We start from the raw sequence: 22,631 nt of genomic DNA, 5'->3' as shown, positions 1-22,631 counted from the left end.
TCACCGGCTCACCACTTCATCAGTTCACCAGTTGCCCACGGGGGGAAACCATGACCACGACCGCAGACAGCACCGGCACCGCCGTCACCGTCATCGCACGGCTCCAGGCCGCACCCGGGCAGGAGGAAGCCGTACGGAAGCAGGCGCTGGCGCTCGTCGGGCCGACCCTCGACGAGCCCGGTTGCCTCTCCTACCGGCCGTACGAAGACCCGCTGGAGCCCGGATCCTGGATCGTCGTCGAGGAGTGGACCGACCGGGACGCCTTCGAAGCCCACCTCAAGAGCCCGCACCTGGCCGCCGCGATGGCCGCCGGGCCCGCACTGCTCAGCGGGCCCCCGCAGGAGACCGTGCTGGTCCGCGCCGGCTGAAATCCGCTTCGTACGGTGCCGTCACCGCCGTACTGTGACGCCGTGACGACACAGATGATCATCCTCAACGGCGGCTCCAGCGCCGGGAAGTCCGGCATCGTACGGTGCCTCCAGGCCGTACTGCCCGACCCGTGGCTGGCGTTCGGAGTCGACTCGCTCATCGACGCTATGCCCCTGAAGATGCAGAGCTCCGACGACGGAATCGAGTTCGACGCCGACGGCGGAGTGAACGTCGGGGCAGACTTCCGCACCCTGGAAGGCGCCTGGGCCCAGGGCGTCGTCACCATGGCCCGCGCCGGCGCCCGCGTCATCATCGACGACGTCTTCCTGAGCGGAGCCGTCGCCCAGGAACGCTGGCGGAACCTCACCGGCGACCTCGACGTGCTCTGGGTCGGCGTCCGCTGCGACGGCGCCGTCGCCGAGGGCCGCGAGGTCGCACGCGGCGACCGGGTCGCCGGAATGGCCGCGAAGCAGGCGGACAGCGTGCACCGGGGCGTCGTCTACGACGTGGAGGTCGACACCACCCACACCGAGTCACTGGAATGCGCGCGGACGATCGCCGCCCACGTCGCGAACTCCGCCTAGGCCGAGGTCAGATCCTGCACCAGGCGCGTCATCAGCGGCGACGGCTCGACCTCCAACTCCCGCCGCAACAGCCGCTGATACTCCTTGTAGCGCTTCACCGCGCACGCCGTGTTGCCCTCGGCGATGTGGATCTCAATGAGGATGCGGTGCGCCGTCTCACGGATCGGGTCGATCTCCGTGGCGGTCAGCGCCGTCTGGACCGCCGCCAGATACTCGCCGTCCCGCCGCAGCCGCTGCGCCAGGCTCTCCAGCGCGTGCAACCGCACCTGGTCCCAGCGCTCCCGCTCCAGGACCAGCCACTCGTCCGACCAGGAGGGCAGCAGCTCCTCACCGAGCTTCGCCACCAGAGACTCCGGGTCGGCGGGCGGCGGGGCGTCCGCCACGGCGCCCTGCGCCAGGCCCCGCACGGTGTGCAGGTCGACCTCGACCACCGGGGCCAGCCGCAGCCGGTGGTCGACACACTCCACCACGGTCACGGGACCCGCCCGCCGGCCGTGGCACAGCGCGGTCCTGAGGTTCGCTGAAGCTCTGCTGGGAGTGCAGTCGGGCCAGAGTCGCTCGGCTGCCGCACCCCGGTGCACACCGCCGGCCGAGTGCACGGCGAGAAGCGCCAACAGGCGCTGCGCCCCTGAAGGGAGAGGGATACGGCATCCGGCGTATGAGAGCTCGAAAGCACCGAGCAGTTCGAGGTATACGCCGTTCGATGACACATCCCTCACTGTGCAACCGGCCGGTGGATCACGCATCCGCGCATCCGCCCGCACCGGCCCGCCGCGCAGGCGTCCACCGCACCGCCCCGACCGTCCCCGCGGCAGATCGGAACGTCGCGGGGCCCGCCGCGCCCCTGGCCTGACCGGCGGCCAAACGGCCCGGAGGACACCCCGGCAACGGACCGGAAACGCTCCGGCGACGCCGCTTGCACATTCCGGGTGACGAAGCACCGACAACGGCACCCGAAGGTCGGACCGACAAGCCTTTCCGCACGCGGTGCCCACGGGCACGGAAAGCAGGTCCGAGATGAAGCCTCGGGCAGTCCTGGGAGAACTCCGCTCTCGGCCGGACGAGCCGTTCGGCGACCCGCGGGTATGCGTGGCCGTGCTCGACGGTCCCGTCGACCTCTCCCACCCCTGCTTCGCCGGCGCGGATCTTACGCGCCTGGACACGCTGGTGCAGGAGCCCGCGGGCTCCGGCCCCATGTCCCTGCACGGCACCCATGTCGCCAGCCTGCTGTTCGGCATGCCCGGCAGCCCGGTCACCGGGCTCGCCCCGCGCTGCCGCGGCCTGATCCTTCCCGTCTTCCGCGACGGCGGCAACGGTCGGGTGCCGCAGATGGACCTCGCCCGCGCCATCGAGCGAGCGGTCGAGGAAGGCGCCCACGTCATCAACATCAGCGGTGGCGAACGCACCGACGCCGACCAGGCCGACGCCCTCCTCGAACGGGCCCTGCGGCTCTGCGAGGACCGAGGAGTCCTCGTCGTCTCCGCCGTCGGCAACGACGGCGCCGACGCCCTCCAGGTCCCGGCCGCCGTCCCCACCGTCCTCGCCGTCGGCGCCGCCGCGGCCGACGGCACCCCGCTCGACATCAGCAACTGGGGTACCGCCTACCGCAGCCACGGCGTCCTCGCCCCCGGGCAGGACATCGAAGGAGCCGCACCCGGCGGCGGGCTCACCGCCCTCACCGGCAGCAGCTTCGCCACCCCGCTCGTCGCCGGCACCGCGGCGCTCCTCGTCGCGGCGCAGCTGGCCGGCGGCGGGGCGGCGGACCCGAAGGCCGCGGGGCACGTACTGCTCGCGACCGCCACAGCCCCCGACTGTGCCGACCCGGACGCCCCGTCCTGCCGCCGCGGGCTCGGCGGCAGCCTGGACGCCGTCCAGGCCCTCGCCCTCACCACCAGGAAAGAGGAGACAGCCGTGACCACTCCCGCAGCCGCCCCCACCCCGTCCGAGGCGCCGGCGCCGCAGGTCGCCCCGGCCGCGTACGAGACTCCCGCGCCGTACGGGACACCGGCGGCCCCCGCACCCGCGCAGCCCATGGCCCCCGCGCCGGCGGCCCCGCCCGTACCGGCAGGCATCACCGCCGACGGCGGCGCGCCGCCTCCGTTGCCGCCCGCCCCGCCGACACCGCCCCCGGTCGCCGCCCCGGTCCAGGCACCGCCGACAGCCCCGGCCCCGGCCGCCCAAGCTCCGGTCCAGGCTGCCCCGGTCCAGGCTGCTCCGATCCAGGCTGCCCCGGTCCAAGCCGCTCCGATCCAGGCCGCCCCGGTCTCCTCACAGCCTGCAACTGCGCCCCCTGTTCACGCCCCCTACGCCTCAACAAGCGCCGGTGTGCGCCCCTCGTGCGGCTGCGGCGGCGACCCGGCCGCCTGCAGCTGCGGCGGCACCGGAGGCGGTTCCCCCCGTCAGTTGATCTACGCCATCGGCGCGATCGGCTTCGACTACCCGACCGAGGCGCGCCGGGACAGCTTCCGGCAGCAGATGCCGTACGTCGAGGTGCAGGTCGACGGCAAGGCGGTCGAACAGTCGCCGGACCCGTACAGCCCCCGCCAGCTCCGCGACTACCTCGCGACCTCCCCCTGGGTCTCCGACAAGGTCACCTGGACCCTCACCATGGACGGCGCCACGGTGTACGCCCTGGAGGCCGAGCCGTCCGCGGGCATGGACTGGAGCGAGCCGTTGGTCCCTCCGGTCGAGAGCCAGCGCGCCCGCAAGGCACCGGACCGGATCGCCACCGAGCAGGGCAAGACCGACGCCGACCTGTTCCGCCTCTTCGCCAATCCCCCGGTCTCGACGGTCTACCGGGTGTTCCGTGACGCCATCGCGGGCCAGGCCCTCAACCCGGACGACCCCGCCGAACGCGACGGATACATCTCCCGCGTCTCCGTACCCGGGGTCCTCACCAACCGCACCACTCGCCTCTACTCCGGTCAGATCGTGCCGGTCGTCGAGGTGAAGAGCCGCGGTCTGTACACGTGGAACGAGGCAGCGCTCGTCGACCTCGTCTTCGACCAGGTCAAGAAGGACACCGACGTCCCTCCGCCGACGTCCGCCGACAAGAAGCAGGGCAAGGTCCAGCTCCGCGACGAGGACGACCTGAAGCTGACGATCCGCTCCCTCCTCGACAAGATCTACTACCAGTTCCGCAACCTCGGCCAGACCTCCGCCGACCGCGCACTCAACTACATGGGCACCAACGCCTTCCTGTTCGGCGACAAGGTCGCGGAAGGCCTGCTGTCCGCGAGCAAGGTGCCGGGTTCCTCCAAGAACCTGTACGCGCTCGACACCATCACCGTCACCAAGAGCCCGTACTGCAGGGTCGGTTCGGACTGCCAGGACGTGACCGTGACCTTCTACGACCCCGAGGACGAACGCAGGTCCCGGCTCTCGTACCTGTTCACCATCGACGTGAGCGACGAGCTGCCGGTCACCCTCGCCCCGGTCCACACGTTCCTCGGCTCCTTCTGACACTCCCGCCGACCACCGAGAGGAGACACCGCCATGGACACCCAACGCGACCGCCCGGGAGCCATGCCGCTCCAGGCCCGTCCCGTCCACCGCGACGGCCCCGAGGCCGGAGCCCGCGACGCCCGTACCGGCGCCGTGGCCGCCATGTCCTCCTGTGCCACCAAGGCCGGCCCGGCCAGACAGATGTGCTACGCCCAGTACGGCGTAGCCGGCTGACCGGAGCCTTCGAGGAAAGGAACCGTCATGTTCGACGAGACCCACACCACCCCCGAGACCTGCGGCGAGACGCCCCGCCGGTCCTCCGCCGGACAGCTCCGGCTCCAGCTCCCCCAGCAGTCCGCACCCGTCCAGCGCGACAAGCACGCCGAGAGCGGCGACGCCTCCGGCGGCGCGGCGGCCAGCGGCATCTTCGGCAGCCTGCTCGGCGACATCATCCCGTTCTGACGGCCTCTTGCCCGTAGCGGGAGACGAAAGAGAAGGAGACCACCATGTTCGACGAGACCCACACCACGCCCGAGACCTGCGGCGAGACGCCCCGCCGGTCCTCCGCCGGACAGCTCCGGCTCCAGCTCCCCCAGCAGTCCGCACCCGTCCAGCGCGACAAGCACGCCGAGAGCGGCGACGCCTCCGGCGGCGCGGCGGCCAGCGGATTCCTGGGCAGCCTGCTCGGCGACATCCTGCCGATCTGACGGCCTCTTGCCCGTAGCGGGAGACGAAAGAGAAGGAGACCACCATGTTCGACGAGACCCACACCACCCCCGAGACCGGAGGCGACAAGCCCCGCCGGTCCCCCGCCGGACAGCTCCGGCTCCAGCTCCCCCAGCAGTCCGCACCCGTCCAGCGCGACAAGCACGCCGAGAGCGGCGACGCCTCCGGCGGCGCGGCGGCCAGCGGATTCCTGGGCAGCCTCCTCAGCGACGTCCTGCCGTTCTGAGTCCTGAGTCACCTGCGGGACCGGTGCCGGGGCATGCACCCGGCACCGGTCCCACCCGATCCGAGGAAGCATCATGCGACTCGACCTGCCGAAGCTGGCACAGGCGGTGGACCGGCGGGAGCTCTACTCGCCGTATCGCTTCGTCATCACTTTCGTGGACGTCAACGGGGTGGAGCAGCGGATGCACGTCCCGCCGCGGGGCAATTTCGGGAACATGCCCGGGGCCCCTGGACCGCTCGTGCACAGCTACGGCCGCGGTTGGCAAAGCGCCCCCTCAGGTTGCCAATGGACCGGCGTCCTGTGAGGGAGTGAGGGAAAGGGAAGGGGATGGTCCGCCCCACCGGCGGCCCGTCCCCGCGGGGGGGGCGGGTCACCCGATCCGCGGCCCGTCCCCGCAGGGGCGGGTCACCCGACCGACGGCCCGACCGCAGGAAGGAACCGAGACCGCCATGGCCACAGTGAGGTCGGCCATCTCCTGGCCGAACGACAAGACGTACCTCTTCCACGCCGACGACACCTACGACCGGTACGACTCGGTCACCGGTGTCCGCGAGGACTCCGGACTGCCCCTCTCCAACTGGCCCGGCCTCCCCCGATCCCCCGACGCCTTCGTCTGGTGGGGTGCGGGCAAGGCGTACGCCTTCCTCGGGAGCACCTACGTCCGCTACGACAACCCGACCGACAACAGCGCGGACACCGTGGAGGCCGAGTACCTGCCGCCCCACTTCACCCTTGAGCAGGGCTGGCCTGGCCTGCCCACCGGAGCCGGCGGCGGCCCCGACTGGCGTACCGGCATCGACGCGGCCGTGAACTGGGGAAACGGGAAGGTGTACCTCTTCAAGGACGACTCCTACGCCCGGTACGACATGACCGCGGACCGCGTCGACCCCGACTACCCCCGCCCCATCGCGGGCAACTGGACGGGGCTCTTCCCCGGCGGCGTGGACGCCGCCGTGTACCCGGGCGGCCAGTTCGCCTACTTCTTCCGCGGCGAGGAGTTCCAGCGCTTCGACGTGGATGCCGACCGGGTGGACGCGAGCGGTCCATTGGACGCCTCCTTCCGTCTCGCGCCCACCCCGTCCGGGGCCGTGGCCCCGGCCCGCATGCTGACTCCGGCCCAGGCGAACAAGCTCATGGCCGACCTGATCCGGCGCGGCAAACTGACCCTGAAGAGCCCGGCGTTCGTCGACGGACCGGCCGGGATCGTGTCACCGACGCCCGACCAGCGGGTCGTGGTGAGCCCGCCGACGTTCGGCGGAGTCCGCTACACGAACCAGATCGCGCCGGCCTCCGCGGTCATCGACAACCTCGACCAGCGCATGCTGATCGCGCTGTACCGCCTCACCCGCTGGATCAACTCCTCGGCGCCGGACGTCGCCGAACTCCTCCACCTGGGCATCGGCCACGGCGGTCCGAACCTGAAGGACTGTCACAACCAGGGCCGCGCGCTCGATCTCTCGGGCATCTCCGGGCAGTCGGACGGGTCCGCGTTCGCCCGGTCGGTGAAGAAGGACTGGGGCAACCTGCCGCGCCCGGCCGGCGTCAGGGTCCGCATCGACCCCGCCGTGGACCCGCTCGGGTTCGGCCTCTTCACGACCGCCTTCCGGTTCGCCACGTTCGAGTGCGAGGCGACGACGATCGGCGCGGCCAACAAGTGGCCCATGCCCGAACTCGGCGGCACCGGGTTCGTGATCTACCCGGACTACGCCGCCGACGCCGCCCCCGGCACCGACAACGCCACCCTCCGCGCCGCCCACCAGGACCACTTCCACATGCAGATCGGCGTCACCAGGCTGCCCTGAGGCCCTGGCGGATCGCGCGGATCAGGCGGATCAGGCGGATCAGGCGGATCAGGAAACGGGCCGGCCCTTCGGCCGCCGCAGTCCCGCCTCCGTGAGGCGCCGGAGCAGCTCCTTGGAGCCGACCTCGACCGCACCGCCCGTCACGGCGTCCGTGTACCGGTCGGAGGGGATGTCGTAGTGGTCCCGCTCGAAGGCGCGCGGCGGGGCGCCGATCGAGGCGGCGAAGGTGTGCAGCTCCTCGAAGGAGACATCGCTGACCAGGTGCGACCACATACGGCCGTGCCCCGGCCACGTCGGCGGATCGATGTACAGGGTCACGCGGCGTCCCCGTTCACGTCAGCCCACCCACCGGCGCGACCACGACCCCCTGCTTGCCGCAGACCCAGTGCGGGTCCGGCCCCAGCTCGGGCTCCACGTCCAGGGCGTGTGGGTCGCCCGTCGAGCAGACCGGGCAGAGCGGCCAGCGGCCGTACCGTTCGAGCAGGGCGTCCTGGACGTCCTGGGCGACGAGACCGGCGACGTACGTCAGTCCCTCGGGCCACTGCTCGACCCACCAGCGCCGGTGGGTCACCGCGTCCTCCACCATCGACACGACCTCGGCGGCCGCGACCCTGCGGGCCACCAGGTCGGCCAGTACCAGCGCGCGGGCGGCGTGCAGCGCCTGCTCCACGGGGTCTATGTCGTCCATCCACTCATTGTCACCCGGGGCGCGCCCCGCACGCGAAAAGGGCGAAGGTCCCACCCGGATCCGGGACCGATGGGGTCTTGTCCACCCACCCCTCCGAAAGTATCTTTCAAATGTGACCAATGAAGTGAAGGAAAGTTTCACGGGCGACGCGCCCCCCGCCCCCGCCGCCCTCGCGGCCAAGGTACGGACCCTCGCGCCGTCCATGACCCGCTCCATGCAGCGGGTCGCCGAAGCCGTCGCCGGCGACCCGGCCGGCTGCGCCGCGCTCACGGTCACCGGCCTCGCCGAGCTCACCGGCACCAGCGAGGCGACCGTCGTCCGCACCGCCCGCCTCCTCGGCTACCCCGGCTACCGCGACCTACGACTCGCCCTCGCCGGACTCGCCGCCCAGCAGCAGTCCGGCCGCGCACCCGCCGTCACCGCCGACATCGCCGTCGACGACCCGATCGCCGACGTCGTCGCCAAGCTCGCCTACGACGAGCAGCAGACCCTCGCCGACACCGCCGCCGCACTCGACACCGTCCAGCTCGGCGCCGCCGTCGCCGCCCTCGCCGGCGCCCGCCGCATCGACATCTACGGCATCGGCGCCTCCGGCCTCGTCGCCCAGGACCTCGGCCAGAAACTGCTCCGCATCGGCCTCATCGCGCACGCCCACAGCGACCCGCACCTCGCCGTCACCAACGCCGTACAGCTCCGCTCCGGCGACGTCGCCATCGCCATCACCCACTCCGGCTCCACCGGCGACGTCATAGAACCGCTCCGGGTGGCCTTCGACCACGGGGCCACCACGGTCGCGATCACCGGCCGCCCGGACGGACCGGTCACGCAGTACGCCGACCACATCCTCACCACCTCCACCGCCCGCGAGAGCGAGCTGCGCCCCGCGGCCATGTCGTCCCGCACCAGCCAACTCCTGGTCGTGGACTGCCTGTTCACCTGCGTCACGCAGCGTACGTACGAGACGGCAGCCCCTGCCCTCGCCGCCTCGTACGAAGCCCTCGCCCACCGCCACTCACCCCGCACCCGCTGAACCACCCGCACCACCCGGCGACCACCACGCGCGCCGACGACCACCGCACCCGCTGACGACCACAGCACCGAAAGAGCCGCTCGTGTCTGCTACATACTCCGAACTCCGCGCCCAGCTGGCCACCCTCACCACCGAAGCGTTCCGTCCGGAACTGGCCGAGATCGACCAGCTCCCCACCGCCGAGATCGCCGCGCTCATGAACGGCGAGGACGCCACCGTCCCCGCCGCCGTCGCCCGGCAGCTCCCCGCCATCGCCGCCGCGATCGACGCCACCGCCGAGCGCATGGCCCGCGGCGGACGCCTCGTCTACATGGGCGCCGGCACCGCGGGCCGCCTCGGCGTCCTCGACGCCAGCGAGTGCCCGCCCACCTTCAACACCGACCCGACCCAGGTCGTCGGCCTCATCGCGGGCGGCTCGTCCGCCATGGTCAAGGCCGTCGAAGGCGCCGAGGACTCCAAGGAACTCGCCGCCGAGGACCTCACCGCACTCGGCGTCACCGCGAACGACACCGTCGTCGGCATCTCCGCCTCCGGCCGCACCCCGTACGCCATCGGCGCCGTCGAACACGCCCGCGCGTGCGGCGCGCTCACCATCGGCCTCTCCTGCAACGAGGACAGCGCGCTCGCCGCCGCCGCCGAACACGGCATCGAGGTCGTCCCCGGCCCGGAGCTGCTCACCGGCTCGACCCGGCTCAAGGCGGGCACCGCCCAGAAGCTCGTCCTCAACATGATCTCGACGATCACGATGATCCGGCTCGGCAAGACGTACGGAAACCTGATGGTCGACGTCCGCGCCTCCAACGAGAAGCTCCAGGCCCGCTCGCGGCGGATCGTCGCCCTGGCCACCGGCGCCCCGGACGAGCAGATCGAGACCGCCCTCACCGCCGCCGACGGAGAGGTGAAGAACGCCATCCTCATGATCCTCGCCGACATCGACGCCCCCACGGCCGCCGAGCGGCTGACCACCTCCCAGGGTCACCTGCGTGCGGCGCTGCACGCGAAGACCAGCTGAGCCCCCTCCCCTCACAGCAAGGCACCACCGCACCATGAGCACAGACGACAAGAACCGCGCCACCGCCGCCGCGATCCTCCCCCTCGTCGGCGGCGCCGAGAACATCAGCTCCGTGGCCCACTGCATGACCCGCCTCCGGCTGGGACTGCACGACCGCTGATCCCCGCGCTCATCGGCTGCGGCATCATCGCCGGCCTCAACGGACTGCTGATCAACCTCGGCTGGCTGCCCGGCGTCACCCCTGCCCTCGCGGCGATGGCGAGCGGCTTCATGGCGCTCATCGCGGTCTTCGTCGGCTACAACACGGCGAAGGAGTTCGGCGGTACGGCGATCCTCGGCGGCGCGGTGGCGGCGATCATCGTCTTCCCCGGCGTCGCCAAGATCGACGCCTTCGGCCAGACGCTCTCCCCCGGCCAGGGCGGTGTGCTCGGCGCGCTCGGCGCGGCGATCCTCGCGGTGTACGTCGAGAAGTGGTGCCGCCGCTGGGTGCCGGAGGCCCTGGACGTCCTGGTCACCCCGACCCTCACGGTCCTGATCTCGGGCCTCGTCACGATCTTCGGCCTGATGTTCGTGGCCGGTGAGATCTCCACCGCCATCGGCGACTTCGCCAACTGGCTCCTCGCGAACGCGGGCGCCGGAGCGGGCTTCGTCCTCGGCGGCCTCTTCCTCCCGCTCGTCATGCTGGGCCTGCACCAGGCGCTCATCCCCATCCACACCACCCTCATCGAGCAGCAGGGCTACACGGCCCTCCTCCCCATCCTCGCGATGGCGGGCGCGGGCCAGGTCGGCGCGGCCATGGCCGTCTACCTGAAGCTCCCGCGCAACGGCTCGATCCGCCGCACCATCAAGTCCGCCCTCCCGGCCGGTTTCCTGGGCGTCGGCGAGCCCCTGATCTACGGCGTCTCGCTCCCGCTGGGCCGCCCCTTCATCACGGCCTGCGTCGGCGGAGCGTTCGGCGGCGGCTTCATCGGACTGTTCAGCATGCTGGGCGACACGGTCGGCTCGACCGCGATCGGCCCGTCCGGCTGGGCACTGTTCCCCCTCCTCGACGGCAACAAGGGCCTGGGCGAGACGATCGCCGTCTACGCGGGCGGCCTGATCGTCGGCTACCTGGCCGGATTCGTGGCGACGTACTTCTGGGGCTTCAGCAAGGAACTCCTGGAGGAGTTCAACGTGGACACGGAGCAGACGGAGACAGTGGTCGCGACGGCGCTCCCGGAGCGGGAGCCGGAGCCGGCGAAGGTCTGAGCACACCCCTACGGGAGGGCCCGGTCGGAAGGCGTCCGACCGGGCCCTCGCGCGTCCGGGTCTACCGGCACAGAACGTCCTCGGCCGGGCGCACACCCTCCTTGAGGAACCGGGTCACGGCCAGATCCCCACAAGCGTTCCCGTTCCCGAGATAGACCCCGTGCCCGCCGTGGTCGACGGAGACGAGCCGCGCGCGGTCGCCGAGGGCGCGCCGCATGCCCATCCCCTTGGAGTACGGGGTGGAGGGATCCCGCAGGTTCTGGATCATCAGGATGTTGGACGGCCCCCGGTCGGTGATGCGCACGGGCTTCTCGACGGCCCCGCCCTTCCAGTACGCGCAGGGGGTGACGTTCACGGACAGGCCGGCGGTCAGCGGATGCGCGGCGCGGTCGGCGGCGACGGCCTTCCGGTAGCCGCGTACGGACTCCCGCGGCCAGTCGACGTCATTGCAGATCACGCCGACGGTGATGGCGGCGGCCTCGTCGGGCATGGCGCCGGCGAGCTCACGCGGCAGCACGGGCGAACCATCGGGGTCGAGCGCGTCGGTGACGAGCCGGCCGAAGGCGGGGAAGAAGTCGTCGGAGTAGAGCGCCTGCTGAAGAGCCTGCAGCAGCATGGTCCCGGTGAGCGCCACACCGGTGGTGCCGGGACGCGGCTCCCGGTCGAGCCGGGCGGCAAGATCGAGCACGAGGGGCCGCACGTCCTCGGGGCGCTGGGCAAGGCGCCCCTCACCCCTGTCCGGGTGGGAAGCCCACTCGGCGAAGTCGGGGAAGCGGTCCTCGACACCCCGCGACGTCCCCTCCAACCACCCCCGGGCGACCCGCTTCGGGTCGGGGTCGTTGCTGCTGTCGAGAACCCAGCGATCGGTCCGCCCGGGAAACTTCTCGGCGTACGAGGCAGCGACATAGGTCCCGTACGAAACGGCCCAGGCCGACAGCTTCCGCTCCCCGAGCGCCTGCCGCAGCCGCTCCAGATCCCGCACCTGATTGGCGGTGGTCAGCCCGCGCAGCATGGCGCCCCCCGTGCGGGCACAGGCCTCGGCCGTCCGCTTGGACCGGGCCACGTTGTCGTCGATCGACCCGTCGGCACCGGGCCAGGACCGCAGCGTCACCATCCACCGATCGGCCTCGGCAAGCCCGCAGTGGGCCTTGGCGGACCCACCGACCCCACGAGGATCGAAGGAGACGAGGTCATAGGCCCCGCCCATCTCCCCGGCAAGAGCGGCCCCCTTCTGCCCGAGCCGCTGCACCCCGGAACTACCGGGCCCACCGGGGATCACCATGAGCGTCCCGCGACGAACGTCGGGCCGCGTGCTGGCGATCCGGGAAACGGCGAGCTGAATCTGCTCGCCGTCGGGATCGGCGTAATCAAGCGGTACGGAGAGCTTGGCGCACTGCTGCCCGGGCAGCGGCTTCACGGCGGGATCGCACACGCCCCAGTCGAGCCCGGCGGCGGAGGCGGGCGCGACACCACCCCCGGCGAGGGAGAGGCCGCCGACGGCGGCGACGGAAAGGGCGATGAGAAGGGCGCTACGTCCACGATTCGCTGTCATGCACACAGCCTCGCGAAACGCGACCGCCGATCCCATCCGGCAGGCACGCGGCCCGGAGGTAGGGCCAACCCCCGGACGCATCAGGGGTGTTCAGCACCCTCGAAACAACCCCTACCCCTTAGGGTCAGGCTTCCATTCCCGCACGAGAAGCCCGAGCAGCACCTCGTCGAGGAACTCACCCATCACCCAGGCCGAGGAACGCAGCACGCCTTCGCGGACGAAGCCGTTGCGCTCGGCGGAGCGCAGCATCGCGGCGTTGTCCGCCAGCGTCTCGATCTGCAGCCGGTGCAGGCCCCGCACGACGAACCCGTAGTGACACAACACCGCGACGACGTCGGTGCCGTATCCCTTGCCGCGACAGGTCGGCAGCAGCCCGAGGCCGATGTGCGCGGACCGGCTGTGGTTGTCGATGCCCCACAACGTGGCCGTCCCGACCAGGGTGCCGCCGTCGAGCTCGACCACGGAGAACGGGACGTGCCCCTCCACCTTGTCGTCCACCACGAGCCGCGCGTCCTCGGAGCCGGGCGTCATCGGCCGCCAAGGCCGACTTTCGGCACGCGAGCCGTTGACCACGTCGTCGTAGAGCTCGGTCCGCAGGACCGGGATGTCTTCCTCGTGCCGAGCCCTGAGCCCGACCTTGCTACCCCTCAGCATGCAAGCTTCCTATCCGACGCCCCCGCCGACGGCAAACCAATAAGGCAGGCGCGCGTCCGGCGCGCCCAGCGGTGCTCTCAAGCGGAACGCCTTATCCGATGGCAGCCGCCCCGCCCCTGGGGGATCATCCCCCGCATGACCACCACCCCCACCTCCACCCCCGCTTCCGCCTCCGGTACCTGGACCCTCGGTGACCTCACCGTCCGTCGCGTCGGCTTCGGGGCCATGCGGCTGCCGCAGCGTGGTGAGGCGCTCGTCGAGCATGCCGTGCCCCGCGACCGAGACGAGGCGATAGCCGTTCTGCGCAAGGCCGTTGAGCTCGGCGTGAACCACATCGACACCGCCGCCTTCTACTTCTCCCCGCTCCGCTCCGCCAACGAGCTGATCAGCAGCGCCCTCGGCGGCCCCTACCCCGACGACCTCGTCATCGCCACCAAGGTCGGCCCCTGCCGTGACGCCTCCGGTTCCTGGAGTGAGCACGCGCGCACCCCCGCCGCACTCCGCGGCCAGGTCGAGGAGAACCTGCGCCAGCTCGGCCGCGACCACCTCGACGTCGTCAACCTCCGTATCGTCGGCACCGATTCGATCGCCGAGCGCTTCGGCGCCCTCGCCGAGCTCCGCGAGGCCGGCCTCATCCGGCACCTCGGCGTCTCCAACATCACCCCCGAGCAGCTCGCCGAGGCGCAGTCCATCGCCCCCGTCGTCTGCGTGCAGAACATGTACGGGATCGGGGTCCGCCCCGAGTACGAGGACTTCGTGCGGCTCTGCGGTGAGCAGGGCATCGCCTTCGTGCCCTTCTACGCCATCGCCGCCGCCGGCCGTCAGGGCGGGGCCACCGCCCCCGAGAGCCCCGAGGTCCTCGCCGTCGCCGAGGCGCACGGTGCGAGCCCCGCCCAGGTCCGGATCGCCTGGACCCTCCACCAGGGCCCCCACCTCCTCGCCATCCCCGGCACCGGCGACCCGGCCCACCTCGCCGCCAATGTCGCCGCCGGCGCGCTCAAGCTCACCGCCGAGGACCTGGCCCTCCTCGACAAGCTGCACCGCGAGCCCGTTCCCGAAGCTCCTTAGACTCCGTCCTCATGACGACCACGCCGAGCCCCGCTCCCGCCGCCGCCCCCACCCCCGCGCTCGCCGCCGACCTCGCCCCCACCGGCGTCCTCCGGGCCTCCGTCAATCTCGGGAACCCGGTGCTCGCGCAGGGCACCCCCGAGGCTCCGTCCGGGATCACCGTGGATCTGGCGCGGGAGATCGGGGCGCGGCTCGGTCTGCCGGTCGAGCTGCTCTGCTTCGACGCGGCGCGGAAGTCGTTCGAGGCGATGGCCGACGGCCGGGCGGACCTCTGTTTCCTCGCCGTGGATCCCGCGCGGGAGACGGAGGTGGCGTTCACCGCTCCGTACGTCGTCATCGAGGGGGTGTACGCCGTCCCGCGCGACTCCGGCCTCACCACCGTCGAGGACGTGGACGCGCCCGGCGTCCGGATCGGCGTCAAGCAGGGTTCCGCGTACGACCTGTTCCTCTCCCGGTCCCTCGCGCACGCGACGGTCGTACGCGGGGAGGAGGGCGTCGACACGTTCCGGGAGGAGGGGCTGGAAGCGGGTGCGGGCATCCGGCAGCCGATGACCTCGTACGTCGCCGGGAATCCCGAAGTCCGGCTGATCGAGGGCCGGTTCATGGAGATCCGGCAGGCGGTCGGGACGACGGTCACCCGCGCCCCGGAGACCGTCGCCTTCCTCCGCGCCACCGTCGAGGAGCTGAAGGCGAACGGCTTCGTCGCGGACTCCCTGCGCCGGGCCGGCCAGGACGAGGCCCTGCTCGCCCCGCCCGCCTGACGTTCCGGAAGACCTCAGCCCACCACATCCTCCGGTGTCAGCGGCTCCCCCGGGATCAGGATCCGGTCGCGGGGCCCGTACGGGATGAGCTCGTCCCACCATCTCGCCGTCGGGTCGAAGCGGGCGTACGCCGCCGTGCCGGCCGGGGCGGGGCCGCGGGTCCGGAGCGCGTGGAGGGCGAAGGCGGGGCCGTCCCGGAGCTGGACGATCCCGTCGACGGCGAGCGGGCCGCGCTCCGTGCACATCACCGGGCCACCCACGGGGCTTCCCGTGGAGCCGCCCACCGGGCTTCCCACGGAGTCGCCCGCCGGTCCGTCCGCCGTACCCCCAGGCCCTCGGCCATTCCCCCGGCCCGCCGGTCCCAGAGCCCGCCGTACCGCCTCCCCGTGGACATCCACGACCGTGGCCAGCGGCAGGCCGAAGCAGCGGCGCGCGCCCGTGCCGCGCTCGACGAGCATGCGGTGCGGGACGAGGCCCAGCTTGGCCTGCTCCTGCCACATGCGCGCCCAGACTCCGGCGTCGTCGTTGACGTGGCGGAGGACGGCGCCTTGGGTGCGCAGCACCGCTCCCGTCGCGAGGAGGCGGCCGACGGCTCGGCGGGTCGGTTCCGGGTGGAGTTCCCGGGGGTGGGAGACGTGCAGCAGCAGGGTGAGGTGGCGGCCGGAGGCGACGACGCGTTCGAGGAGGCGGAGGAGGTCGTCGGCGTCGGGGGCGTCGAGGAAGCGCTGCGGGGAGAGGGACACCGCCTGGGTGCGGATCTGGATCGTCCGTATGTGCGGCCGGTCGAGGAGCGGAGTGACGTACGGATCGAGGAGCTCGGTCCGCATCAGCAGCGGGTCCCCGCCGTCGAGGACGACCTCGGTGATCTCCGGATGCCGGGCCAGCTGGGCGGTCATCGCGCCGGGTCCGCCGAGCGCCCGCCCGCGCGCCGGGTCGCCGGTGAAGTGGGGCCAGCGGAAGCAGGACGCGCAGTGGCTGGGGCAGGTCCGGCCCTGGCGGGGGCCCTGGTGGGGAAGGACGAGCAGCGTCTCCGGGTACGGGTGCCGGAGTTCCCCGCCGTCCCGGCCGGCCGGGTGGGGGTCGAGCCGTTCGCGCAGGCCGTCGACGACGAGCCGTAGCCGGTCCCGGTCGCCGTCCCGGAGGGTCTGCTCGACGGCGGCGAAGTCCGCGGGGGCGAGCAGGTCGCGGTGGGGCATGAGGAGCCGGTAGAGGGGGTCGTCGGGGGCGCGCGACCAGTCGACGAGTTCGTCGGCGGCGTGGGAGCCGATCCTGAAGGGCAGGACCCGGCCGACGACGTCGGCGTCGTGGGCGAGGGCGGGTTGCCCGGTGCGGTCGGCGATGAGTCGGCCGAGGCGGTGACCGGTGTGGACGGTCACCCGTCCCCCCTCGCCCTCGCGGGAACGTCGGTCGGCTGCACGGTCGTCGCCTCCCCGAAGGGCTCACTGGGGGCCGGTGCGGCGGCCCATCCCAGGGCGATGATGGGGAGTGTTGCCGCTGACGCCAAGAGCCCTAGCGGTGGGCCGGATCGGGGGCAACCCGGGACTCCGGCCAATCGTCCGTGACACGTACCGGACAGCGGCGCTCGGCGCCGACGGCCGGTCCGGGCCGATACGACCGGGTTCACACCCGGGGGCTTTCGGCCGGGGTGCACGGGGGCGTACGGGCGGGACGTCTGCCAGATTGGCGCCTTTCCTCCGGCGGGGACGGCGATGACGGACCGCGTCGGAACCCGCCGGACAGCGCCGGAACGCACCGAGGGCCCGGCCGTGGCGGCCGGGCCCGCGCGACGGCTCTTCGGACGGACAAGTACGTGTGTCCCCTCGTGTGCGGGTGTGAAGCATGCAGACGGAAGCGGCACAGGGGGGCGACACGACAGGCCCGAACGGTCCGGCAGGTCCGAATCGAACGCGCCAGAAACCCACCTGCGCGCGGGCCGGAAAGCCCTCTTCCCGGCCCTGGAGGCCGCCTTCCGGAAGCCCGCACCCGGGCGCCGCCCCTCGGGGTTCCGCCCCGGGCCGCAGCCCGCCCAGCACCCGCAGAACGCCTCCACACATTAGCTCTGACCTGGGCTTTTACCCCTCCACCCCCTACCCTGAGGGAACACTCGGAGGGGGATCCAGATGGACCTGAACAACCGTGGCATCCGTACGATCGAGGACGTACTCACCCTGCTCGACGGGCTGTTCGCACCCGAGGCCGACCGGTGGTCCGACGGTGGGGCCGACTGGTGGGACGGGTTCTACGCCGACCGGGACAGACCGGTGCCGTTCTTCGTCGCCAAGCCGGACGAGAACCTCGTGTCGTACGGCGAGCGGGGGCTGCTTCCGGCCGGTGGCGGCCGGGCCCTCGACCTCGGGTGCGGGCCCGGGCGGAACAGCCTGCACCTCGCCTCGCTCGGCTACCGGGTGGACGCCGTCGACCTCTCCCCCACCGCCATCCGGTGGGCGGAGGAACGCGCCCAGGACGCCGGAACCACCGGGATCCGGTTCGTCCGCGGCGACGCCTTCGCACCCGGCACCGGCCTCGACGGACCGTACGACCTCGTCTACGACTCCGGCTGCTTCCACCACCTGCCGCCGCACCGCCGCGTCGGCTACCTCGCGCTCCTGGACCGCGTCCTCGCGCCCGGCGGGCACTTCGCGCTCACCGCGTTCGCCGCCGGGGAGGGCGGCATGGGCTCCGAACTGCCGGACGCCGACTTCTACCGGCAGGGCAGGCTCGACGGTGGACTCGCCTATACGGACACGTCGTTGCGCACCCTCTTCGCCGAGCCGGCGGAGTCCGGCCCGGCAGAGCCGGACCCGACAGAGCCCGGCCCCACAACCCCGGACCTGACACAGTCCGGGCTGACCGAGGTCGAGATCCGTCGCATGCGCGACGAGCCCGCCGACTCCCCCTTCTTCGGCGAACCCTTCCTCTGGACCGCCCTCTTCCGGCGCCCGTAATCCGGTGGGGGCCGGCACCCGGCCCCCCCTACCCTGAACTCCATGGGTCACGCGAAGACTTCATACGTCTGCTTGCCGTGCCGCGCCTCGTACAAGCAGTCGTACCCGGCGCCGTACGACAGGGCGCGCGAGCGGCGGTGTCCGCGCTGTGCGCGCGCCCTCATCCACGTGGGATCCGCCTTCGCGCCGCCCCGCCGCCGGGACGTCTCGGCCTGGCGGGCGCTGTCCGTCGTCCTCCATGCCGGCATCCGGTTCCACAAGAACTGCTGCTTCGGCGGGCCCGGTTACCGCCCCCGCACCCTCTCCGAGGTCAAGGCGGGCCTGGTGCGCGCCCAGCGCACCGGAGAGCCGATCGCGAAGGCCCTCCTCAGCGTGGATCAGGGGGTGGCGGGGCCCTGATCCGCCGCGCCGGCCCTCACATCGACGTCAGGTGCTCCGCGAGCCGGTCGTACTGCTCCCGCACCCCCGCCTCCATGCCCGCCGCGAGCGCCTGGTCCCTGATCTCGTTCGACGGCCAGAAGGACGTGCTGGTCAGGGCCGTACCGCCGTCCGGGGTGGCGTCGAAGGTGAGGGTGACGCGGACCGCTTCGGTGTCCGTCATCTGCTCGAAGACCTCTGTGTAGTCGAGCCGTTCGACCGGGACGACGTCCTCGTACCTGCCGGAGAAGACGATCTGCTGGCCGTCGGGGGCGGTCTGGCCCCAGCGCCAGGCACCGCCCACCCGCAGGTCGATGTCGAGGACCGTCGTGGTCAGCCCGGACGCCCCGTACCACTCCCGCACGTGCGCGGGGACCGTCCACGCCTCCCAGACACGGGCCGGCGGGGCATCGAAGGTGCGGGTGATGACCAGCTCACGGTCGGCAGGCGTCGTCAGGAGGGTGACCATGGTCCGTTCCCTTCACGAAGGGGCACTTCCAGGATCACCCCGCCGCCTCCGCCGAGCACTTTCGTCAACCAAGTGAACATGTTCAACAGGTGAGCGCTAAAGTTCTGCCCACGCGGCCGCCTCGACCATGGCGCAGCCGCCGTCTTCAGACCTGTGGGGGGTCCCCTTTGCCGCGCTCTACGCGCAGGCTTCCGCACGCCCTCGTGCGTGCCGCAGCCGTATTCGCTCTCTCGGCGGGCGTCATCGTGCCCGCCGTCGTCCACGCCCCGGCCGCACACGCGGACTGGACCGCCGTCCAGGGCACCACCGAGGACGACGGGCGCTACACCGTCACCCTGCCCAGCACCGCGCTCTGGGTGAAGGTCAGCGTCCTGGCCTCGACCGCCGCCGACGCCGCGGTCCTCGCCTCCACGGAGGAGGTGGAACCCAAGGGCAGCTGGCTGACGACCAAGGCGCCGCTCACCCTGCCCGAGGGCACCGCACTCGGCAGCTACCCGATCAGGGTGGACTACCGCCTGCCCGGCGAGACCACCAAGCAGTGGACCGCCGGCACCTACGACCATCTCCCGCACATCGGCGTCGGGAACCTGTCCTACGACCGCTCCTCGACGGACTGGGACCACCGCAAGGCGGTGCTCACCGGCACCACCACCCTGTGGAACCCCGCCACCGGCGAGCGCACCACCGCCCCCGAGGGCACCAAGGTGCAGGTCAGCCTGCCCATCGAGAACATCACGCTGCGGACCGTCACCGCGTTCGCCACCGTGGGCGCCGACGGGACGTTCTCGCTCCCCGTCACGCCCAACGGCACCGTCACCGGCGGCACGGCCAAGGTCGTGGGGGCGACACCGGGTCTCGACCCGGACGACGCCGCCTCCCTGCCGTGGCTCCCCGCCGACGCGACCCTCAAGTACCGGATCACCACGAACATCAGCAAGTACCGTGTCCTCGCCGGGACCGACGTGCGCGTGAGCGGACGGGTGGAGCGGCTCACCCCGGCCGGCTGGAAGCCGTTCGCGGGCGTTCCCGTCGTCGCCACCAGCCGCGAGCCCCAGTACGAGAACACCGCGTCGAACGTGATCGGCGGCAACAACACGGCGGCGAACGGCACCTTCTCCTTCAACGCCCGCCCGACCTACGCCACCGCGGACGTTTTCACCTCGCTGCGGCCCTCGCCGTACTTCGCGGGCACGCCCCGCCCGTACGACAAGAGCGACATCGTCGTCCCGCAGCAGTTCTCGTACGGCGCCTACAAGATGTCCCTGGACGCGTACGGCAAGGTCACCGCGACCGGCAGGCTCGGCAGTGGCAGCACGTACTGCGACAGGACGCAGCCGGTCGCCCTCCAGGTCTCCCGCGACGGCGGACGCACCTGGGGCACCCTGCGCTCCGGCACCACCGACAACTACTGCGCGTACACCCTCTCCGCCTGGGGCTACACCACCGCCCTCTACCGGGTCCACCACACGGAGACGGACCAGTTCGTCGCCAAGACCGGGTCGGCCGTCCGCCTCGCCCGCTCCGAGACCCGCTTCTCCGCCTTCACCATCAGCCCCACCCGGCCCACGGTGAACGGCAAGATGACGGTCTCCGGAACGGTCCAGCGCAAGGTCAACGGGGTCTGGAAGCCGCTCCCCGGCGTGAAGCTGACGCTCCTGTTCAAGCCCAAGGGCGAGAACAGCTGGTACTGGGTGACCAAGAGCATCTCCACCAACAGCAGCGGCAAGTTCAGCTACCGGGCCACCGCCTACGAGGACGGCTCCTGGGCCATGGTCCTGCAGCCGCCGGCCGGCTACTTCTACAGCGAGACGAAGGCGAAGTACATCGATGCGCGCTGACCTCCGCCGACGCCTCTCCCTCGCGGCGGTGCTCACCGCCGCGACCCTGACCGTCACCGCCCTGCCCGCCGCCGCCCTGACCGGCACCGCCCCGATCGGCAGCGCCGAGGCGGCTGCGGCCGCCCCGGGCCCGATCGGCATCGGCCCGGCCCTCACCGACGACGCCCAGCGCGGCACGTTCAAGGTGGCGGCCTGGACCGACGCCCCGCGGGCCACGGTCGCCAAGGTGTCGGCCCGGATCCGGCAGGGCGACACCGTCCTCGCCGAGATCCCGGCCCTGGCACCCGGCAATGCCTGGGACCCGCTGACCGCGGGCCGGTTCGTGCTGCCCGCCGAGGCCGCACTGCGGCTGACCGAGGACGGCGGCACCATCCCGGCCCTCGGCACGTACGCCATCGACGTCACGGCCACCGACTCGCTGGGCAACAAGCTCACCCGCACCGACGCCGGCAGGCTGGACTTCCGGCTGCGCCCGCAGTTCGACACCTTCGGCATCGGCACCCCCGCCTGGGACGACCGGAACGCGCGCCCGAAGGGCACGCTGCTCGGCATCCAGCCCGGCTCCGGGGACGCGGTGCCGCTGTCCGGCCGCACGATCACCGTCGCGCCCACCTACACGACGCCGGGCTCCGCCACGACCGTGGTCACCGACGCCACCGGCGCGTTCCTCGGCAGCCCGATGCCCGTGAACGACGCCTACGCCACCTTCGAGGCCACCTTCTCCGAGGACAGCACCGAGGTGCACGGCTCGGCCGCCGAGGCGCGCCGGGTGTACGAGGTGACGGGGCGCGCGGTGAAGATCACCGCCACCGCCGACAAGAAGCGGGCGCTCAGCGGTGAGGCCGTGACCATCAGCGGCCGGGTCACCGACACGGCCGCCGGGCAGGCCCCGCTCGCGGGCCAGGCCCTCCAGGTCTCCCTCGGGGAGTACACGAGCAACACCCCGTACGGCACGACCGTCCTCACCGACGCGAACGGGCGCTTCTCCGTCCGTCTGATCGCCGCCTCCGGGCTCTCGGACTACGAGGAGTACTGGCAGGTCCGGACCGCCGACCCGTTCCTGAAGTACACCGCGGTCAGCGGCCGGATCGCCGTTCCGTGGGAGTCCCGGATCGACCTGCTCTCCCGCAGCCTGTCCGCCGACGGCCGGGTCTCGGTGGCCGGCATCTTCCGGGCCCGGTACACGCTGGGCACCCGCTCCGTCGCAGCGGCCCAGTACGTCCAGCTGGAGCAGTCGGCGGACGGGAAGACCGGCTGGCGGAAGCTCGCCGGTGCGCAGACGAGCGACGGCTACTGGACGTCGTTCTCCGTCGCCGGGAAGGGCACCGGCGGCTACTACCGCGTTCGTCACCTGACCAGCGACGCGTACGCCGAGTCGAGCAGCAACGTCTTCCGCCTCGTGCGGACCTCCACCCGGATCGTCGGCATGAACGCCGGCCCCGAGCCGGTCCGCAAGGGCGCCTATGTGACCGCGACGGGCACGCTCCAGCACTACACGAGCGGGGCGTGGCGGACGTTCGGCAGCGGGTCCGTGGCCCTGCAGTTCCAGGCGAAGGGCTCGACGACCTGGCGTCAGGTCGCCACCGGCCGTCCGGCCGCCAACGGGAAGATCTCGCTCAGGGCGAAGGCGAACGTCGACGGTACGTGGCGCCTCCGGTACTACGGGGACGCCACGCACTTCACGTCGCCGTTCTCGTGGGCCGACTACGTCGACGTGCGCTGATCGACGTGGGCCGAGTCGACGTGCACTGATCGACACGCGCTGATCGACTCTCGTGAAACGCCCGAGGGCGGCACC

The 22,631-nt window shown here is 72.1% G+C and carries 24 protein-coding genes and 1 pseudogene; 18 read left to right on the top strand and 7 right to left on the bottom strand.

Annotated elements, in window-relative coordinates; all coding sequences use genetic code 11:
- Positions 1-50: 50 nt before the first annotated feature.
- Positions 51-368, top strand: coding sequence for a putative quinol monooxygenase (locus OG514_RS15115; RefSeq protein WP_266894829.1), 318 nt, complete (start codon positions 51-53; stop codon positions 366-368).
- A 42-nt stretch (positions 369-410) separates the two neighbouring features.
- The gene (cpt, locus tag OG514_RS15110) at positions 411-953 is read left to right on the top strand and encodes a chloramphenicol phosphotransferase CPT (protein WP_266894828.1); all 543 of its coding nucleotides are present in this window, start codon (positions 411-413) and stop codon (positions 951-953) included.
- Here cpt and OG514_RS15105 read toward each other — a convergent pair.
- A complete protein-coding gene (locus tag OG514_RS15105; protein WP_266894827.1) occupies positions 950-1,429 on the bottom strand; it encodes a bacterial transcriptional activator domain-containing protein in 480 nt (159 codons plus the stop codon). The two genes, cpt and OG514_RS15105, sit on opposite strands and share 4 nt — an antisense overlap.
- Before the next feature lie 541 nt (positions 1,430-1,970).
- On the opposite strand from OG514_RS15105, the gene OG514_RS15100 reads away from it, so the two are divergent.
- From OG514_RS15100 to OG514_RS15070, 7 genes are all read left to right on the top strand, one after another.
- A complete protein-coding gene (locus tag OG514_RS15100) occupies positions 1,971-4,415 on the top strand; it encodes a S8 family serine peptidase (protein ID WP_266894826.1) in 2,445 nt (814 codons plus the stop codon).
- A 33-nt stretch (positions 4,416-4,448) separates the two neighbouring features.
- Complete coding sequence (locus OG514_RS15095) at positions 4,449-4,631, top strand: hypothetical protein (protein ID WP_266894825.1); 183 nt, start codon at positions 4,449-4,451, stop codon at positions 4,629-4,631.
- Between the two features lie 27 nt (positions 4,632-4,658).
- The gene (locus OG514_RS15090) at positions 4,659-4,859 is read left to right on the top strand and encodes a hypothetical protein (protein ID WP_266894824.1); all 201 of its coding nucleotides are present in this window, start codon (positions 4,659-4,661) and stop codon (positions 4,857-4,859) included.
- Positions 4,860-4,903: 44 nt separating this feature from the next.
- Positions 4,904-5,104 (top strand): hypothetical protein, encoded by a 201-nt coding sequence (locus tag OG514_RS15085; protein ID WP_266894823.1) that lies wholly within the window; start codon positions 4,904-4,906, stop codon positions 5,102-5,104.
- A gap of 44 nt (positions 5,105-5,148) precedes the next feature.
- Entirely contained in the window at positions 5,149-5,349 is a 201-nt protein-coding gene (locus OG514_RS15080) for a hypothetical protein (RefSeq protein WP_266894821.1), read from the top strand.
- Between the two features lie 73 nt (positions 5,350-5,422).
- Positions 5,423-5,653: a hypothetical protein gene (locus OG514_RS15075; protein WP_266894819.1), complete on the top strand. Its 231-nt coding sequence runs from the start codon at positions 5,423-5,425 to the stop codon at positions 5,651-5,653.
- Between the two features lie 145 nt (positions 5,654-5,798).
- Positions 5,799-7,151: a hemopexin repeat-containing protein gene (locus tag OG514_RS15070; RefSeq protein ID WP_266894817.1), complete on the top strand. Its 1,353-nt coding sequence runs from the start codon at positions 5,799-5,801 to the stop codon at positions 7,149-7,151.
- A 48-nt stretch (positions 7,152-7,199) separates the two neighbouring features.
- On the opposite strand, the gene OG514_RS15065 is transcribed toward OG514_RS15070, so the two are convergent.
- Together OG514_RS15065 and OG514_RS15060 are read right to left on the bottom strand one after the other, a co-directional pair.
- Positions 7,200-7,469 carry a DUF4031 domain-containing protein gene (locus OG514_RS15065; protein WP_266894815.1) on the bottom strand — a complete coding sequence of 90 codons (270 nt, stop codon included), beginning with the start codon at positions 7,467-7,469 and terminating at the stop codon, positions 7,200-7,202.
- 13 nt (positions 7,470-7,482) lie between these two features.
- Positions 7,483-7,839 carry a hypothetical protein gene (locus OG514_RS15060; RefSeq protein ID WP_266894813.1) on the bottom strand — a complete coding sequence of 119 codons (357 nt, stop codon included), beginning with the start codon at positions 7,837-7,839 and terminating at the stop codon, positions 7,483-7,485.
- A gap of 112 nt (positions 7,840-7,951) precedes the next feature.
- On the opposite strand from OG514_RS15060, the gene OG514_RS15055 reads away from it, so the two are divergent.
- The 3 genes and pseudogenes from OG514_RS15055 to OG514_RS15045 form a co-directional block, all read left to right on the top strand.
- Positions 7,952-8,869: a MurR/RpiR family transcriptional regulator gene (locus OG514_RS15055; protein ID WP_266894811.1), complete on the top strand. Its 918-nt coding sequence runs from the start codon at positions 7,952-7,954 to the stop codon at positions 8,867-8,869.
- 82 nt (positions 8,870-8,951) lie between these two features.
- Positions 8,952-9,881: an N-acetylmuramic acid 6-phosphate etherase gene (gene murQ, locus OG514_RS15050; protein WP_266894809.1), complete on the top strand. Its 930-nt coding sequence runs from the start codon at positions 8,952-8,954 to the stop codon at positions 9,879-9,881.
- A 34-nt stretch (positions 9,882-9,915) separates the two neighbouring features.
- Positions 9,916-11,057: pseudogene (locus OG514_RS15045) on the top strand (PTS transporter subunit EIIC); the annotation flags it as partial.
- Positions 11,058-11,190: 133 nt separating this feature from the next.
- On the opposite strand, the gene OG514_RS15040 reads toward OG514_RS15045, so the two are convergent.
- The gene (locus OG514_RS15040) at positions 11,191-12,681 is read right to left on the bottom strand and encodes an alpha/beta hydrolase (protein WP_266894807.1); all 1,491 of its coding nucleotides are present in this window, start codon (positions 12,679-12,681) and stop codon (positions 11,191-11,193) included.
- A 111-nt stretch (positions 12,682-12,792) separates the two neighbouring features.
- Complete coding sequence (locus OG514_RS15035; RefSeq protein WP_266894805.1) at positions 12,793-13,335, bottom strand: GNAT family N-acetyltransferase; 543 nt, start codon at positions 13,333-13,335, stop codon at positions 12,793-12,795.
- A 135-nt stretch (positions 13,336-13,470) separates the two neighbouring features.
- On the opposite strand from OG514_RS15035, the gene OG514_RS15030 reads away from it, so the two are divergent.
- Positions 13,471-14,403: an oxidoreductase gene (locus OG514_RS15030; RefSeq protein ID WP_266894803.1), complete on the top strand. Its 933-nt coding sequence runs from the start codon at positions 13,471-13,473 to the stop codon at positions 14,401-14,403.
- A gap of 11 nt (positions 14,404-14,414) precedes the next feature.
- Positions 14,415-15,164 carry a transporter substrate-binding domain-containing protein gene (locus OG514_RS15025; RefSeq protein WP_266894801.1) on the top strand — a complete coding sequence of 250 codons (750 nt, stop codon included), beginning with the start codon at positions 14,415-14,417 and terminating at the stop codon, positions 15,162-15,164.
- Positions 15,165-15,178: 14 nt separating this feature from the next.
- Here the strand turns inward: OG514_RS15025 and OG514_RS15020 are convergent, their stop codons facing one another.
- On the bottom strand, positions 15,179-16,540 hold the full coding sequence (locus tag OG514_RS15020) for a lysine 2,3-aminomutase (RefSeq protein ID WP_266894799.1): 1,362 nt from the start codon (positions 16,538-16,540) through the stop codon (positions 15,179-15,181).
- Positions 16,541-17,284: 744 nt separating this feature from the next.
- Between OG514_RS15020 and OG514_RS15015 the strand changes: the two genes are divergently transcribed.
- Complete coding sequence (locus OG514_RS15015; RefSeq protein WP_266894797.1) at positions 17,285-18,109, top strand: class I SAM-dependent methyltransferase; 825 nt, start codon at positions 17,285-17,287, stop codon at positions 18,107-18,109.
- 42 nt (positions 18,110-18,151) lie between these two features.
- A complete protein-coding gene (locus OG514_RS15010) occupies positions 18,152-18,508 on the top strand; it encodes a deoxyxylulose-5-phosphate synthase (RefSeq protein WP_266894795.1) in 357 nt (118 codons plus the stop codon).
- 16 nt (positions 18,509-18,524) lie between these two features.
- Here OG514_RS15010 and OG514_RS15005 read toward each other — a convergent pair whose 3' ends face one another.
- Entirely contained in the window at positions 18,525-18,995 is a 471-nt protein-coding gene (locus OG514_RS15005) for an SRPBCC domain-containing protein (protein WP_266894793.1), read from the bottom strand.
- Positions 18,996-19,198: 203 nt separating this feature from the next.
- Here OG514_RS15005 and OG514_RS15000 point away from each other — a divergent pair, with 203 nt between their 5' ends.
- A complete protein-coding gene (locus OG514_RS15000) occupies positions 19,199-20,833 on the top strand; it encodes a hypothetical protein (protein ID WP_266894792.1) in 1,635 nt (544 codons plus the stop codon).
- Positions 20,823-22,556: a hypothetical protein gene (locus OG514_RS14995; RefSeq protein ID WP_266894791.1), complete on the top strand. Its 1,734-nt coding sequence runs from the start codon at positions 20,823-20,825 to the stop codon at positions 22,554-22,556. Before OG514_RS15000 ends, OG514_RS14995 begins: the two co-directional genes overlap by 11 nt.
- Positions 22,557-22,631: the final 75 nt, after the last annotated feature.

Source organism: Streptomyces sp. NBC_00572 (assembly GCF_026341815.1).
In the GTDB taxonomy this organism is placed as follows: domain Bacteria; phylum Actinomycetota; class Actinomycetes; order Streptomycetales; family Streptomycetaceae; genus Streptomyces.
This window is presented reverse-complemented; position numbering and strand designations above follow the sequence as displayed.